Annotated in this window: 23 protein-coding genes, 4 tRNA genes and 1 pseudogene; 14 read left to right on the plus strand and 14 right to left on the minus strand. The window is 33.9% G+C overall.

Annotation, left to right across the window (positions count from 1 at the left end; genetic code table 11):
* Positions 1–46 precede the first annotated feature (46 nt).
* From BG20_RS10205 to BG20_RS10230, 6 genes and pseudogenes are all read right to left on the minus strand, one after another.
* Positions 47–472, minus strand: coding sequence for an RNA-binding domain-containing protein (locus tag BG20_RS10205; protein ID WP_010194895.1), 426 nt, complete (start codon positions 470–472; stop codon positions 47–49).
* 24 nt (positions 473–496) lie between these two features.
* Complete coding sequence (locus BG20_RS10210) at positions 497–1,108, minus strand: 30S ribosomal protein S3ae (protein WP_007402994.1); 612 nt, start codon at positions 1,106–1,108, stop codon at positions 497–499.
* Between the two features lie 40 nt (positions 1,109–1,148).
* Complete coding sequence (serS, locus tag BG20_RS10215) at positions 1,149–2,411, minus strand: serine--tRNA ligase (RefSeq protein WP_010194897.1); 1,263 nt, start codon at positions 2,409–2,411, stop codon at positions 1,149–1,151.
* Complete coding sequence (locus tag BG20_RS10220) at positions 2,411–2,653, minus strand: KEOPS complex subunit Pcc1 (protein ID WP_010194899.1); 243 nt, start codon at positions 2,651–2,653, stop codon at positions 2,411–2,413. Before BG20_RS10220 ends, serS begins: the two co-directional genes overlap by 1 nt.
* Positions 2,616–4,039: pseudogene (recJ, locus tag BG20_RS10225) on the minus strand (RecJ family nuclease). The gene BG20_RS10220 and the pseudogene recJ overlap by 38 nt, the downstream one beginning before the upstream one ends.
* Positions 4,039–4,488, minus strand: coding sequence for a 30S ribosomal protein S15 (locus BG20_RS10230; RefSeq protein ID WP_007402990.1), 450 nt, complete (start codon positions 4,486–4,488; stop codon positions 4,039–4,041). Before BG20_RS10230 ends, recJ begins: the two are co-directional and overlap by 1 nt.
* Positions 4,489–4,615: 127 nt before the next feature.
* Between BG20_RS10230 and BG20_RS10235 the strand changes: the two genes are divergently transcribed.
* The gene (locus tag BG20_RS10235; RefSeq protein ID WP_010194901.1) at positions 4,616–4,948 is read left to right on the plus strand and encodes a hypothetical protein; all 333 of its coding nucleotides are present in this window, start codon (positions 4,616–4,618) and stop codon (positions 4,946–4,948) included.
* Between the two features lie 40 nt (positions 4,949–4,988).
* A complete protein-coding gene (locus BG20_RS10240; protein ID WP_010194903.1) occupies positions 4,989–5,330 on the plus strand; it encodes a hypothetical protein in 342 nt (113 codons plus the stop codon).
* 110 nt (positions 5,331–5,440) lie between these two features.
* On the opposite strand, the gene BG20_RS10245 is transcribed toward BG20_RS10240, so the two are convergent.
* The 3 genes from BG20_RS10245 to BG20_RS10255 all read right to left on the minus strand — a co-directional run bounded on the left by BG20_RS10245 (position 5,441) and on the right by BG20_RS10255 (position 6,989).
* Positions 5,441–5,965, minus strand: coding sequence for a hypothetical protein (locus BG20_RS10245; protein WP_010194905.1), 525 nt, complete (start codon positions 5,963–5,965; stop codon positions 5,441–5,443).
* A gap of 37 nt (positions 5,966–6,002) precedes the next feature.
* On the minus strand, positions 6,003–6,317 hold the full coding sequence (locus tag BG20_RS10250; protein ID WP_010194909.1) for a hypothetical protein: 315 nt from the start codon (positions 6,315–6,317) through the stop codon (positions 6,003–6,005).
* Between the two features lie 102 nt (positions 6,318–6,419).
* Positions 6,420–6,989 carry a methane monooxygenase/ammonia monooxygenase subunit B gene (locus tag BG20_RS10255; RefSeq protein WP_010194912.1) on the minus strand — a complete coding sequence of 190 codons (570 nt, stop codon included), beginning with the start codon at positions 6,987–6,989 and terminating at the stop codon, positions 6,420–6,422.
* 253 nt (positions 6,990–7,242) lie between these two features.
* On the opposite strand from BG20_RS10255, the gene BG20_RS10260 reads away from it, so the two are divergent.
* The 5 genes from BG20_RS10260 (at position 7,243) to BG20_RS13690 (ending at position 10,048) form a co-directional block, all read left to right on the plus strand.
* Positions 7,243–7,806: a methane monooxygenase/ammonia monooxygenase subunit C gene (locus BG20_RS10260; RefSeq protein ID WP_007402982.1), complete on the plus strand. Its 564-nt coding sequence runs from the start codon at positions 7,243–7,245 to the stop codon at positions 7,804–7,806.
* Between the two features lie 115 nt (positions 7,807–7,921).
* The gene (locus tag BG20_RS10265) at positions 7,922–8,284 is read left to right on the plus strand and encodes a hypothetical protein (RefSeq protein WP_010194915.1); all 363 of its coding nucleotides are present in this window, start codon (positions 7,922–7,924) and stop codon (positions 8,282–8,284) included.
* Positions 8,285–8,390: 106 nt separating this feature from the next.
* Positions 8,391–9,041, plus strand: a complete 651-nt coding sequence (locus BG20_RS10270; RefSeq protein ID WP_007402980.1) for an ammonia monooxygenase family protein — start codon at positions 8,391–8,393, stop codon at positions 9,039–9,041.
* Positions 9,042–9,147: 106 nt separating this feature from the next.
* Positions 9,148–9,774: a DNA adenine methylase gene (locus tag BG20_RS13685; RefSeq protein ID WP_250635832.1), complete on the plus strand. Its 627-nt coding sequence runs from the start codon at positions 9,148–9,150 to the stop codon at positions 9,772–9,774.
* Complete coding sequence (locus BG20_RS13690) at positions 9,743–10,048, plus strand: DNA adenine methylase (protein WP_250635833.1); 306 nt, start codon at positions 9,743–9,745, stop codon at positions 10,046–10,048. The genes BG20_RS13685 and BG20_RS13690 overlap by 32 nt, the downstream gene beginning before the upstream one ends.
* Here the strand turns inward: BG20_RS13690 and BG20_RS10280 are convergent.
* Positions 10,049–10,122 (minus strand) — tRNA-Thr (locus BG20_RS10280).
* A 92-nt stretch (positions 10,123–10,214) separates the two neighbouring features.
* Here BG20_RS10280 and BG20_RS10285 point away from each other — a divergent pair.
* Positions 10,215–10,337, plus strand: a tRNA-Leu gene (locus tag BG20_RS10285).
* A 7-nt stretch (positions 10,338–10,344) separates the two neighbouring features.
* Here the strand turns inward: BG20_RS10285 and BG20_RS13500 are convergent.
* Both BG20_RS13500 and BG20_RS13505 read right to left on the minus strand, forming a co-directional pair.
* Entirely contained in the window at positions 10,345–10,515 is a 171-nt protein-coding gene (locus BG20_RS13500) for a hypothetical protein (RefSeq protein ID WP_238527607.1), read from the minus strand.
* 25 nt (positions 10,516–10,540) lie between these two features.
* A complete protein-coding gene (locus tag BG20_RS13505; RefSeq protein WP_238527608.1) occupies positions 10,541–10,732 on the minus strand; it encodes a hypothetical protein in 192 nt (63 codons plus the stop codon).
* A gap of 121 nt (positions 10,733–10,853) precedes the next feature.
* Here BG20_RS13505 and BG20_RS10295 point away from each other — a divergent pair, with 121 nt between their 5' ends.
* Positions 10,854–11,657 (plus strand): B12-binding domain-containing protein, encoded by an 804-nt coding sequence (locus BG20_RS10295; RefSeq protein ID WP_010194917.1) that lies wholly within the window; start codon positions 10,854–10,856, stop codon positions 11,655–11,657.
* 95 nt (positions 11,658–11,752) lie between these two features.
* On the opposite strand, the gene BG20_RS10300 is transcribed toward BG20_RS10295, so the two are convergent.
* A tRNA-Ile gene (locus BG20_RS10300) sits at positions 11,753–11,827 on the minus strand.
* A gap of 32 nt (positions 11,828–11,859) precedes the next feature.
* Complete coding sequence (locus tag BG20_RS10305) at positions 11,860–12,414, minus strand: thioredoxin family protein (RefSeq protein ID WP_048097233.1); 555 nt, start codon at positions 12,412–12,414, stop codon at positions 11,860–11,862.
* A gap of 80 nt (positions 12,415–12,494) precedes the next feature.
* Here BG20_RS10305 and BG20_RS10310 point away from each other — a divergent pair.
* The 5 genes from BG20_RS10310 to BG20_RS10330 all read left to right on the plus strand — a co-directional run.
* Positions 12,495–12,568 (plus strand) — tRNA-Ala (locus BG20_RS10310).
* 311 nt (positions 12,569–12,879) lie between these two features.
* Complete coding sequence (locus BG20_RS10315; RefSeq protein ID WP_010194921.1) at positions 12,880–13,941, plus strand: hypothetical protein; 1,062 nt, start codon at positions 12,880–12,882, stop codon at positions 13,939–13,941.
* A 33-nt stretch (positions 13,942–13,974) separates the two neighbouring features.
* Positions 13,975–14,448, plus strand: a complete 474-nt coding sequence (locus BG20_RS10320; RefSeq protein ID WP_010194923.1) for a phosphopantetheine adenylyltransferase — start codon at positions 13,975–13,977, stop codon at positions 14,446–14,448.
* A 55-nt stretch (positions 14,449–14,503) separates the two neighbouring features.
* The gene (locus BG20_RS10325; protein WP_010194925.1) at positions 14,504–14,833 is read left to right on the plus strand and encodes a hypothetical protein; all 330 of its coding nucleotides are present in this window, start codon (positions 14,504–14,506) and stop codon (positions 14,831–14,833) included.
* Positions 14,834–14,910: 77 nt separating this feature from the next.
* Positions 14,911–15,199: CxxC-x17-CxxC domain-containing protein (locus tag BG20_RS10330; protein WP_010194926.1), on the plus strand; the 289-nt coding region annotated here is incomplete at its 3' end.

A 15,199-nucleotide genomic window follows, 5' to 3' on the forward strand; every position in this document is an offset into this window, starting at 1 on the left:
TTATCTCCTCATTCCCAAATTGTTTTGTCTCTTATTCCTATTTAATCTAGTTGGCGTTCTGGAGTATGTCACTGAATATTTTGACTGTATCTTTTTTATTGTAAATTGGAGTGTGAATTTTTATCTTAATAGTATCTTTTTCTTTAAATGCTAAATTTCCTTTAATGAATTCTTGTTTATCTAATCTAATGTGAAATCTAGAATCGACTGTTCTTTCTTCTATTTGTTCAACTAACTCCTTTTTTTGCTCACTTGATAAAGAACCTACAAATCTCTCAACAAAATATTGAGCCTGATTTTTTCCAAAATTTGCATTTAGTACTGTTATTGGATTTTCAAAATGACCTGTTGTTTGATTTACTGTAAAGATGTCTTTTAATTCAAACATATCCTCAAACGATTTCAAGAATTTTGAAATGTCTTCTGTTGCGTGTATTATAACATCAATTGTAACTTCTAATTTGTAAACCATTATCAATAAGAATACGCTTGTTGTTTAAGCTTCAAGTAATGCTATTTCTTTTTCTGCGGTTCTGATAAGCTTAACTTTCTCTAGACCTACATGTCTTACTCGAATAACTTTCTTAAATGCAGCCATGATATCTGAGTTAATCTTACTGTAACATGTGGCTTGAACAAATTGATCAATTGTCATTTGAGGTACTGTGTTGTTAATTACATCTCTTGCAATCAATCGTAATGCGTGTTTTCTGGATGTGTTAAGCTGTCTATGTGTAAGAGCAAGTATTTTGATTCTAAAAACATAACCGTCTTTAGTTTTAATATCTATGACGAAATTTATTTTAGATGAACCTCGTCTAACTAGACTTCGCAAAAATTCTTTAGAATATTCATATCTTTTAAAAATCGTTGTAGCTTTTTCTCCTTCGACTTTGTTTATCTGGAAGTAAATTTTGTATTGATGCTGTGATGGATCTCCTTTTAGTATATCATATAATGTAACTTCTAAAACTCTACCTACTGCGTTTTCATCATCAGTAATTGGAACATATGCAATTGGAACATTGTTAAACGAGTCTGGGGCGTTAACTGTTACCCATTTCTTTTCTCGCCATTTGTCCTTTACTCGTCCTTTTCTACGTGCCAATTATTAACGACCTTTGAATCCAAAATATAAGGGTATGTGACTAAATTGTATTTTTGCCCATGTATTTTTGTAAAACTTTTGGAATTGTAATATGACCATCTTTAGTTTGAAAATTTTCCATTATTGAAACTAAAACACGTGATGTTGCAATTAATGTGCTATTTAATGTGTGCAAATATTGTGTATCTTCGTTTGTCTTGTCTCTAAATCTAATCTTTAGTCTTCTTGCTTGATAGTCTAAACAATTTGAACATGAAACAATTTCTCTGTATGCATTTTGGCCTGCCATCCAAGCCTCTATGTCATATGTTTTTGCAGAAACTTTTCCCATGTCGCCTGATGATAAAAGCAACACTTTGTACGGGATCTCTAATTTTTGGTAAAATTCCTCGGCATTTGATAACATTTTCTCATGTTCATCCCATGATTCATCTGGTCGTGTAAAGACAAATTGTTCGATTTTATCAAATTGATGAACTCGAAATATTCCTTTTTGATCTCTTCCATGTGCCCCAGCTTCTTTTCTAAAACATGGGCTTACGCCAGCATATCTTAAAGGAAGATCCTTTCCTTCAATTATCTCGTCAGAATGCATTGCTGCCATTGCATGCTCTGATGTTCCTATCATGTAGAGATCTTCATTTTCAATTTTGTATATTACTTCTTCAAAATCATTGGCAATTACTGCTCCTTCCATAGATTGACGATTTATCATGTATGGAGGTTGGATTAATGAATAATTTTTTTCAGCAAGAAAATCTAATGCATAATGAATAAGTGATTGATTCAACCTCACTAGATCATTTTTTAAATAATAAAATCTTGCACCTGCTACTTTGGCAGCTCTTTCCAGATCTACAAGATCTAATTTTTCAGAAATATCTATATGATCATTTATCTTAAAATCAAATTCAGGAATTTTACCCCATTTTTTAATTTCCTTGTTGGCAGTTTCATCTTTTCCAAGAGGTACAGACTCATGAATGAGATTTGGAATTGATAGTGCCAGACTTGAATATTTTTTTTCTATTTCAATCTGTAGCGTTTCTAATTTTGTAAGTTCTGCTGAAATATTTTTCATTTCATCTAAAGTCGATGAGATGTCTTGACCTGCTTTCTTTTTTTGAGAAATCTCCATTGCTATTTGATTTTTCTTTTTTCTCAACTCATCCGTTTTTATAATAAACTCTCTTCTTTTTTGATCTACATCTATCAATTCATCAAAATCATATTCAACATTTCTTGCTTTGATCATCTCTCTGATCATTTGATGATTATCTTTGATTATTTTTGGATCCAGCATTATTCAATCACCTTTAATGCAACCTGAACATGTTCTAAAACTTCATCAATAACACCAATCAATTTTTTCATGTTTTCCTTACTTTCAAAATTAAAAACAAGTCTATTATCAATATTTTCCACATGAAGGCTCAACCCTTCTGGAAAATTCACATTATCTGGCTCCAATGCTTTTTTTACAGTTTCTGCCTTCTCTTTTGAAAGATTATTGAGTACTACCTGAACTTGGCATGTTAACGACATTTACTTCTAAGTAATCTAGAAATCCATCTAATTTGTCTTTAGTTATTTTTGCACCGGCGGCGGCATTATGGCCTCCACCAACACCATCAAATTTTTCAGCACCTATTTTCATTAACTCGCTTAAATTAATCTCTGATTTACAACCAAATGATTTTCTAGATGAAAATTTGATGGTGTTCTCTTCTCCACCTGTTCTTAAAATTATGATTTTTCCAGCATTTTTTGGAGATCCTGCAATTAGTGATGATATGGTACCTGTCATCATTTCTGGAACAATCCCTTCTCCGTTTACCATCACACATGTTTTGCTTTCTGATATTCTCCATCTCTCGTTTGCTAAGACGTTCATGTATTCTCTGATCATCTTTCTATAATCTGTAAGTATTGTTTCTCCCCTCTCTTAGAATTTTGTTTCTATCACCCATGCAAACCGCGATTCCTACTCCTGATCTGCTGATTCTTCCACATGAATTAAGCATAGTAGAAAACTCTCTTCCATCACGCAAAAAACTTCTTTTATCTTCTCTGGGAAATGTGTAGGTATATCCAATTAATTCAGACATTATCTCAGTTGCATTCTTTCCTGAAGTGAATTTTGTAATGGTTTCAATAACCGTTCTTTTTTCTTCGTCATTTAGTTCTGCTGGCACTCGCCACCTGCCCCCATCTTTAAGTTGAATCCCAGAAGAATTCAAAAGTGAAAGACATGCGTCTCTATTCCATGTTAGACCTTCGATAAACGGTTGTGAAGTAAATGCAAGTGCATCAGGAAGTGGTCTAGTTTCTCTTCCAACTAATAATAAATCAAGATCAATGTCAACTAATCCTTCCTCTTTTGCAATATTTGCAATTTCATAATTTTTTCCAATAAATGACTTTCTTTCACCTTGATCCTGCCTGTCTCCTAAAGCTGAAACAACTGCTATTGCTGATAAATCAGTATTTTTATCATCCAATGCCATTGCTGCAAGATATGCCATACCACCTGCACAAATTTCTGTACCTCCATCAATACCGTATTTCCAAGCATTGATCACATTTTGATTTTCTTTTTCATCTTCTGAAATTTGATGATGATCTAAAACAATCCAGTTTTCTCCTAACGATTCATCTAAATTTTTTGAAAAACCACCTGCAAGATCTGTAATCACATGAAATTCTCTTGAATCTTTTTTTAGTGATTCAATAACTTTTTTACTAAATTCTTTGGATGTTCTAACGGTGCATTTTGCACCTGCTCTTATGAGTGCCTTAGTGATAATACTGCCAGATGTTAATCCATCACAATCAATGTGAGTTGTAACTGAAATTGATTTTCTTGATTTTATACAATCTGAAATTTTATCTTTAAAAAAATGAAAGAGACTCATCAAGAGTTTTTGTCATTACTCTAATTGAGCAACCACTGATTTATATTTCCAATTTTGAGGAATGCGATCTATCCTTTTGTAATATACTGATAGTCTATGCACTTTGGCCTCGATTAACTCAAGAGATCTCACGTTTCTGTTATCTCCTTTGTTTGACTTAAGATGTTTTTGAAGGCCAACTGCTTTTCGTACTATGTTGTCCAAGTCTTCTGGCATTTCTGGTTTAAGATCGTTTTCCTCTAATATCTGACCGATGCTTTTCTTGGTAATTGGCTTAATGAGTGGAATTGAATGTTGATCTCTAAGTTTTAATCCAATTTGACTTGGTGTTAAACCATCTTTAGCGTACTTTACAACTAATTCTTCGATTTCTTTGGGACTAATGGTGATCCATGATGGTGCACGAAGGGTAGCTGGTCTTATGCTATGTGATTTTCCGTGTCTATGTGTGTGTAATCGTCCCATGATTTGGCTGAATTTGAAACAAAATTAAACGTTACTTATTCCGGATCTCGCACATGATCTTTGTATTTTGAGGTTTAGAATAAAAGTTAAATATGTACAATATCGATACAACGAACAGGTAAACTGTATGAATACAAAAATACTTTTAGCAGCATCCTTAATAGCTGTATTCGCCATTGGTAGCTTTGCACCAGTTATGGTTGCATATGCACAATACATGGGCAACGTTGGTTCAGAAGGACAAACTGGATCATACACCTTAGAAGAAGCTCTCGAGATTCAAAAACGAAGAGTTGATGCAGCAAAAGCAAACCCAGCATCTGGATCAGGTACTCCTTATCTTGACGCTGGTGGTGTGATTGGAGCAGCAGCAATTTCAGCAGCAGTCTTTGGTGGTATTGCAGGAGCTCTCTTCCTTAGAGGAAGATCTGGCAAATACGCAGCAATGGGAAGAGGATAAACAAACCTTATTTTTCTCTTATTTTATTTTATAATCTTTAGTGAATACTGATCTCGTACTTTTTGATAATAAAAGAAATGTATATATCGCACAAATAGAGCCAAAATATACAATGACTCCTATCGTAGGAACTTTCCTAAGCATCCTGTCTTCACTTACAGGTCAGTTAGGACCAAACTATGATCCATTATTCTATGATGTAATGATTTACATCTTCGGAACCATAATGTTCTCGATATTCCTTCTTGGAATTATCTCATTCTGGTTACGTGTACACGGATGGGCTTACAAAGACAACCGTGAGAGATGGGTCGATGAATTGGACAGACACTTTGAAAGAGAAGGCATCGGTCTAATTCCAGATAACGGTAAATACTGGTAAAATCACTCCTTTCTTCTTTTCATTATTTTTAAATTTTAAAGTAAATTTATTTTTTATAATTTTACTCCAAAATTAACAAAGTCTACTTTGATTATTTTTTAATAATTTGATTAATTTTGAGGTGGCAAGAAATCCTTGTCTTTTGATTCATCATATGCCTTTGACGTAAACATTGCCTTGTAATGATAGCCATCTTGTAATGGAGTGCTGATGAAATTCTCCGATAATCTATCATTGACATAGATTGCTGATTTTGTTTCATCCATGTCTCTAAGGGGGAATTTGAAAATCCACAAAAAGTGCCCTATTTCAAAATTAGGATCTTCTTTCCATTCGGCATAAACGGTTCCATCATCACTTAATGTGTAAATTGCCCTTTGACATCCACCTTCCATAAAACCAACATTAGCTGGAATGTCTGCTTTCTTATTGTCTACATAAAGTTCAACGGTAAATGATATTTTCCAATTTTTTGCAATATCATTAATACACGCATTTCGTGGTTGCTCACCAATGAGTGGATTTACTACTAAAACTGTAATTAATACTGCAACGGCACCTACACACGCACTTAAAACTAAAAATCTTAAAGTTTTGCTTCTCTTGTATGGGTCTCCCATACCTGGCCATTTCATACGGTGATTTTTTGAGATTCACTTAAAGTCCTTTCTGTTAATTATCCATTATTTCAATCGTATCAAATTTGTCTTGATGATCAGCTAGAAAATATGTGATCTCATCAGAATCAATTTCTAACCATTCTGATTCACCTTGGTATGGCAAATAATCCTCAACAAAAAGATCTCCATGTCCTGTCAATCTCACAATCATCTTTTCTTTTTTTGGAATTATTCCAAATGGTAATTTGAGGACTTTGCCTCTTTTTTGATTTTGTATGTTTACTTTGTATTTGTCAGTTCGAAATTCAACATCTCCAAAAAAATAACTTTGAAATATGTCTACTTTGATAATTTTAAAACTTAGCATGATTAATTGTAATTTTTCTTAGATAAAACTTGGTTGTTTAGAATCATACTTTACGTTAGTCGTAAGTACAAAATAGAAAATGAAAAGGAAAAGTTGGGAAGTTTAGATTACTTGCCAGGGTCTTGTTGCAAACGTGATTACATAACCAACGCCGATGATAATTGATTGATATGCGATGTTGGTGTATGGAATTGGTTTGAGAATTGGGTCTCCTTCAACGACTACTGTTTGACCTGGACCGAGTCCTGGACCCACTTTAGCAATATTGAGTTGGGTGTGTACGTGGTATACACCTGCTTCAAGTGCTTTTGCAGATAATTCATAATCGACTACAGAGTTTCCTGCAATATCGAATACGTTTCCAGGTGGATCTCTTGCGAGCATTTCCCATCTGTTACCTGCATTAGTGGATTCTGAGAAAATGGATAACCATCCTCTTAGATCTCTTTCTACAAGACTGACTAACGTACCTTTAACGGTTAAAGTTTCACCAGTTTGTAGGGACTGTCTGTTGAAAGTTTCATCTTCAATTCTGACGAAACGACTCTGAAGTTGTGCTTGGACACCGTGTGCATCAGCAGTTGGTAATATGGATTCAACCCAGTTGAAACCAAGTGTACCTAACGCTAGTACAACAGTAAGTCCTAATACGAAAATCTTTTTTTCGACCATAGTCCTAATATTCAGAATGATAATACACATTGTTATATATTTTACCTTCATAACGAGGATCGACCAGATATGAATATGTTCAGCATCAATGATTAACATTGAAATTACCAAAAAAATGATACAATTATTTCAAATTATGCTATTTTCTAGGTGAATAATTATGCTGTTTTAGCATTTAATTTATTAAAATTTTTATAAAATTCTTTTTTTAGAAAACTCTTGCTTTATATGCAGAATTAACATGTAGTTAGTCATGGCACAGATGCCCGCATTAATCCCAAAAGAAGTCGAGATCCAGAGACTTAAAAAAATCTGGCTTATCGTCATTGCTATGGGTTCAACTGCAGCATCAGTCGAAGTAGACAACTTCGTTGATGGTTCTTTACATCAGACATCTATCAGAGATAGTGCATTTACACCAGCACACTGGTGGCTATATTCCCATTTCATCACATTACCACTTGGATGGGCAGCAGCAGCAATCTATGATAGAAAAGTACCAGTACTCAGAGGTCCAAATAACTCAATTAACACTGGATTGAAGATGACCATTCTTGGTTACCTTGCAACCATGTTTACAATTGGAGTCAATGAGATGTGGCACTTCTGGTTTGTAGAGGAAATCTTTGCAGTACCAAATCACTGGATGTTTAACATGGGTGTTGTAGTAGCATTCATGGGAGCACTTGCATACGTAGTCAGAGTATATGCTAGACTCGTAGAACTAGGTGCAGAAACTCCAGGTGAGAATCCGTACGTTGCAGAGATGTACAAGATGGCTTTAGAAGGCAAATTGTACAGCAGAGCAATTCCATAGACAAAACGTGCAAAAGCACACCTTTTTCTCTTTTATTATTTTATTATCACGAAGATCGTACTGAGGTTGCACTTTAAGAAAGACTTAAAAGGATTCTGATTAGTATAATTCCAGAATGACTCTTCCGAAAGGATTTGGTTCAAGTGGCGCAGGTGGCGCATCTAGTTCCGATGTAGAAAGAATGATTGGCAGACGTGTCGAAAACATGACTGGTATGATCACAATTTCTTACATTGCAGCTTGGTTAGCAACTTTTGGTGGTACTGCAGCAGGATATTTCTATTATCCTTGGGCATATCCAACAAACAGTGGTCATTATGCGTTCATTGTTCTGACAATTATTGAGGCAATTGGTTACCTCTTCTGTGTTAAAGTAATGGAAGAAGGCTCTAAGAAAAACAGCAACGGTATAGTTGCTGCTGTTATTGGAGCTACTGCCGTAGGCACTGTAATCATATCACTATATGTCGGATTTTAGAAGGAAATTCCTTCAGACATCTTCTTTTTACTTTATTTTAAATTAAAAACAACGATCTACATCAAACTCTAAAATTTTATATACTGACCGTTTATTCTAGTTCATAATGGTCTGGCTAAGACGATGTACTCACTACTTATTCATAGTAGTAGTTGCAGTTAACTCTACACTGTTAACAATTAATGCAGGAGACTACATTTTCTATACTGACTGGGCTTGGACATCCTTTGTGGTATTTTCAATATCACAAACATTGATGCTCGCGGTAGGTGCAACATACTACCTGACATTTACAGGTGTTCCAGGAACAGCGACGTATTACGCCCTAATTATGACAGTATACACATGGATAGCAAAAGGTGCATGGTTTGCACTAGGATATCCATATGACTTCATTGTAACACCAGTTTGGTTACCATCAGCAATGTTGCTTGATTTAGCCTATTGGGCCACAAAGAAGAACAAGCACTCCTTGATACTGTTTGGCGGTGTACTAGTAGGAATGTCTTTACCATTATTCAACATGGTAAACCTGATAACAGTAGCAGACCCACTAGAAACGGCATTCAAATACCCAAGACCAACATTACCACCATACATGACACCAATAGAACCTCAAGTAGGTAAATTCTATAACAGTCCAGTAGCACTGGGTGCAGGTGCAGGTGCAGTATTGTCGGTTACATTTACAGCATTAGGTTGTAAATTAAACACTTGGACATACAGATGGATGGCCGCTTGGTCAAAGTGGGACTAAAACTCCAATCTTTTCCTTTTCATTTTATTATCTATACTTAGAGTAATCTGTAGGGCAATCATTCTAAAATTTGATTAAAAAATATTGTACATATTGTGATCTTTTGTTGTCTCTTTTAACAATATGTGATAATGTAATAATCATATGTGAAGCAACAGTACGATCAGATTTTAGTAACTCCAAAACCATTTGTAAAATGGGCTGGAGGAAAAGACAATTAATTCCTATTCTTAATCAAAACATTCCTGAATCTTTTGGTACGTATTACGAACCATTTCTTGGAGGTGGTGCTTTACTATTCAATATTCTTACTGGTAAGAACGGTCAAAAATGTAGCATCTCAGATTTGAATTCTGATCTTGTATTGGCTTACACTACAATTAGAGATAAAATCGATGCTCTGATTACATCTCTAAAAAGTCATGAGAAAAACTATCAAAAAGATTCTCAGACATACTACTATTCAATCCGCGAAAGTAATCCTAGAAGCGAAATTGAAAAAACATCACGATTAATCTTTTTGAATAGAACTTGTTTTAATGGACTTTATCGAGTAAACAGTAAAGGAAAGTTCAATGTACCGTTAGGCAAATACTCTAATCCAAATATTGTAAATGAAGAAAATCTACGTGCCGTTAGTAGTATTTTAAGATCAAATAGAATTTCAATCAATTGCAGAGATTTTGCTGCAGTATTGCGAGATGCAAAAAAAAGGAGATTTAGTATATTTTGATCCTCCATATCAACCGGTAAGTGCCACTGCAAATTTCACAAGTTATACCACTAAAAATTTCACATATGATGATTTGACAAGACTGGCAGATCTTTGTTTAAAGTTAGACTCCAAAGGATGTAATGTATTATTGTCCAATTCTAATTCAAAAGAAGTGGCAGAAATCTTTTCAAAAAATCCTTGGAAAATACTTAAGATAAATGCCAATAGATCAATTAACTCCAATTCTAAAAAAAGAACTGGTCACTTTGAACTATTGATAAAAAATTATTAAAGCTCCGAACGGGATCTGAACCCGCGACCTTTACCTTACCAAGGTAACGCTCTACCAGGCTGAGCTATCGAAGCACAAATTTTTAGCAATTGAAAATCCTTATAATTCTTGATTATGTGTCAAAACTCTCTAAACCGTTAAATTTCACACAAAATCCTATCTTTTTGGAGGAGTAATCAAGCCTGGCCAAAGTAAGCACAAAGTGCTTTTGGACATGCAGGACTTAAGATCATAAAAATGGGTGATCCTGTCTCTCAGGAGTTCGTGGGTTCAAATCCCACCTCCTCCACTGCTCCTTATTTTTGAGGTCTGATTCCTCTAGAATTCAAAACTTCGTATACGTCAGGTAATGAAAATACAAATCCAATATGAACACAGTCTTTTTCTTCACAAAGCTGACAGAACAACTCTCCTTTTTGTACTGCAACTTCTGCAATTCTGTTTTTGATATTATCTTTTAGAACCACTCGATCTTCATCTACTGAAATCTTTTCAATCTTTGGAGCATATCTTGCAAAAGGTTTTGTCCTTTTGCATCATCTCCTCTAACATGTAAGTGACATAGCCCGAAAAACTATTGACACCTTTCATTGCAAGGCTGTCTTTATTTTTTTGATAGACATCTTGGAATTTGTCATAAACAGTTTCTGAAACAGTTATTGATTTGAATCCAGCTTTCGGCAATTTACTTTCCCTTACCGTACAATAAAGTACCGAAGTATATAAGATTTTATTTTCTTGGTTCTGTTACCTCATGTCTATTCTGAAAATTAGTCTTTATACAATACCTTAACTTTGTAGCAATATGGGTAGGAGTTACCAATCTACAGAAATAAGACAGAAGTTGATTGATGTTCTTAAAGATTCAAAGACAGGAATGTCTGGAGTTGAAATCTCTGAAAAACTCGGTGTTAATAGAACTACAATGACAAAGTATCTCAAAGTATTTGCTGCCGAAGGGTTTCTTAGACAAAAAGATATTGGCAATATCTCGTTATGGCTTTTAGAACCAGGACAGGAGACATTCTATTTTCCAGATGACTACTTTAAAGTTGCACCGTTATACCTTGAAAATTTGGTAAAAGGAAATGAGTCTCAAGTATACTCTTTAGTAAAAAACTGCATTAACTCTGGAGCATCAGTTAGAAAACTTGTTGCAGAAGTAATTCTCCCATCTATGGATTCAATACAAAAGCTATACAATGATGGCAAAATTGGAAAATCCGAAGAAAAACTTTTAGAACATATAATTTCTAAATCTCTGCAAATCCTAAGTCAAATATCTGTAGATCCCAATCCTAAAAAAAACATCATTGTCATTTCTGCTGATAATCAAAGTAACTTGTTATCAGAAGCAGCTTCGACATCTCTGCATTCTAATGAATGGAATGTATTTCATCTTGGGGATATGTCTTCTGCAATCAATGTTTTATTTGATCTTGACTTGCAAAAATTGATAGGAAAAATCTGGAAACAAAAATCTGGCGTACTGCTAATCTTGGTTTTTTCAAATACAGAAGAAGGATTGCATTTTTTTGCTGAATCTATAAACTCAATTAAGGAAAAAATGGGCAAAAAAATACGATTAGCCTTATGTGGTAAAAGTTGAAAAAAAGACAAAAATTGATTCAGATTTAATATCTGAAAAATTCGATGATATACTTCAATGGACTGAAAATGTATATGAAAATTCAAAATAAAAAATGGGCCCGATGTGATTCGAACACATGACCTTTCGATTATCAGTCGAACGCTCCAGCCAAGCTGAGCTACGAGCCCTTAAACCATCCTTTGGCAAGACTCATTTAAGTTTAATTTTCTATCCACTTGATTGAGCATCCAATTGAGGGATCAAAATCTTTTTCAATTTTCTCTCCAACTAGTAATTTTTTTATGTTATTTATCATCGTCTTTTCTGTAGCTATATCGTCTGGCTTCATGGCATTGTCTATTCTTCCATGAAATACAAGCTGTTTTTTGTTATTGAATAAGAAAGGATCTGGAGTGCATATTGCCCCATATTTTTTTGCAATTTCTTGAATATCATCAACTAGATAATCGAATTTGAAATTTTTTTCTTGTACTATTTTTTTCATATTTTCAAAACTATCTTCTGGATAGTCTTTAGCATCATTGCTGTTAATGCCTATTATTGCTATTTTATCACCAAATTTTTCATACAATTCATTGAGAGCATCTACTTTTGCTTTGACATATGGACAATGATTACACATGAAAATGACAAGTATTCCTTGATAACTGCTATAATCATTTAATGTGTGTTTTTTATCATCAACCCCTAAAAGTTGAAACTCTGGCGCAATATCGCCTGTTTTCAATTTAATTTGTGATTCTAAGAGTACCATGATGTAATCTGTTTTTGTATAAATAAAATTCTTGCCAATAAGACAACAATTAAAATCCACAGATTATTCCCTCATGTTGTGGGCTGGTAGTATAGCCTGGTAGTATACCCGCCTTGCACGCGGGGGGTCATGGGTTCAAATCCCGTCCAGTCCACTTACATTATATTCAGATCGATTATGAATTTCAGATTTCTGGATGGATTTAAATAGGATGAGTTTTGGTTTTAATCTATGACAAGCGCAGCTGATGCATGGCCAGTATGGATACCACTTATTGTTGGATTGGCTCCAGGTTTAGTATACTGGATGGCAATAACAGCAATGAAGAAAAGACGATAAATTTTACATCTCTTTTTTAACTTTTTATTATTACTCTTTTAGTGTAAACTGGGTTAAACGTTCTTACCTTTCTTGTTCACTATATCATATGTTGTATAAAATTAATCTCTAATTAATGAAATTTGTATGGAAAAAATTATTCTTAGTGTATTTCTGATTTTAATTCTATTTCCTATATCTTCTGGATTTTCTGCAGAGTATACTGATAACCGACCTACTTTATCTGTAGTTCTTACAAGTGATTCTCCATTTGTTTACAAAGATGATCAAGGTTATACTGTGGTTGTAGGCGAAGTTGAAAATACAAACAAACTAACTTCTGTTGCTAATGTGCGTATTCATGTAAATTTCTTTGATGATGTTAATTCTCAACCTCTAGATATTGTTGAAAGTGGCTCCATGATGAAGGTCATTCCACCACTAGGTAAATCTCCATACATGATAAAATCAAGCTCTCCAAATCTTGACATTACTCAAGCATCTGTCTCCCTAGTTGGATTCAATCCGGCTCCATCAAAATCTAATAATCTTTCTGTTGAAATAAGCGATATTTCTTTGGATCACACTCTTGATTTTTCCGGAGTACTGAAAAATGGAGCTGCTCCAATAAGTAACACTACTGTATATCTAGTATTTTATGATAATTTCGTCCCTTCGAGAATAATTGGAGTATCTCAAGTAGCGATTGGCGACGTTAAATCTAATGCAATAACTCCTTTCAGTTTTAATGAAAAGATCCCAACAAGATCTGTGGGATTCAAATTATTTGCCGAGTCTAATGTATTTTATTCTAATCCTATTGATGTAAAAATCCCAACACCATCTACAAAATTAGTTACTATTTCTAATGTGTCTGTACTGGATTCTGAAGGAAAACCTCTCTCAGAAATAAAAGTTGGTTCAACTGTAAAGATTCAAAGCGAATCTTGGATTCAATTTTCAGCAGATCAAAAATCTAATGATACACCATATACTTACTATGTTCAAATCAAACAATCAGGTAAAACGCCTTTTGTAGAATTCTTAGGGCAATATGACGGTAGCCATATTGGTGTTGACAAACAGTTTCCATCTGTAGATTGGATTCCTGAAAACAGTGGGTTGTTTTTTATTGAAACTTTCATTTGGGATAGAAATAATATTCCAATAGCTGATCAAGGGCCTATTGTATTGGTATTAGTAAATTAGTAGATTTATTTTCTTATCTTTCTATTTGATATTATGTCTGAATTCAGTCTTGTTGCAATGGGTGGCACTTTTGATATAATTCACAAAGGTCATCTTACACTTCTTTCAAAAGCATTTTCAATTTCTTCTAAAGTGATAATTGGACTAACCAGTGACGAATTAGCAGAAAAAAGAGGTAAAAAAACTCTGAATAAATACAGTAAAAGATTTAAAACACTAGTTCGTACTATTAACACCAATTTTCCAAACCATCTTTATCAAATCAGTAAACTTGACAATGATTTTGGTCCTGCAGTTTTAGAAGAAAATGTTGAGGCTCTAATAGTAAGTGATGAAACCGGTAATCAAGGAGCAATTTTAAATCAACTTCGTGCAGAAAAAAATCTTTCGCCAGTTAAAGTTGTGATAGTTCCTATGGTCTTGGCACAGGATGGAAATAGAATCTCTACTAGTAGAATAAAGAATTCTGAAATTGACGAGGAAGGTAACTTATCATCAATTGACTAGAAGCTTCTCTATGTTTGAGTAGTTGTAATAAAACAATATTTTTGGACTGTTTAATATGGCAATAATAAATAACATGATGAAAAAATTTGATGCTGATATTTCAAATCTAAAAGAAGGACTCTATCCAGAACATCTTGCGTATTGGTATGACAAAATAATTAAAGAGACCATTGAAATGGCTCCTCCATGGTTACAGGATAAGATCAAAGTAAAACAGGATCCAATTCTTACAATGAAATTTAATCTTGATATTTCAAAGAGAGCTGTGCGATATTTTATGATAGTAGTTGATAATAATTTGGATGAGATGCCATATTCCACAAAACTGTATTTTCTTAAAGTGCAAGAAATAATGGGCACTGAAATGGATAAGCCTCTTGTTTGACTTCTTTATTTTTAATTTAGGCACAAATTAGATCTCTACCTATCTATAACCAATAATGTTGAATTTGTATAAGAAAAATGGATTTGTATAAAGCAAAATATTCTGATAAAAAATTTGATAGACATTCTAAATCTAGTCAAACCTCTAATCGAAGTTTTAGAGATGATGAACCCTCAAGATCTTTTAGAAATTCAAAAGAAAAACGATCATCCAGAGATAGATATTCCAGAGATGAAAGAAAATCAGAAATGCACACTGTAACATGTGCTGATTGTGGAGACGAATGTCAAATTCCATTTGAACCGAAATTCAATAGACCTGTTTACTGTAGTGAATGCTTTCAAAAAAATAAACCACAAGAATCCA

This window comes from Candidatus Nitrosarchaeum limnium BG20 (assembly GCF_000241145.1).
GTDB classification, from domain to species: domain Archaea; phylum Thermoproteota; class Nitrososphaeria; order Nitrososphaerales; family Nitrosopumilaceae; genus Nitrosarchaeum; species Nitrosarchaeum limnae.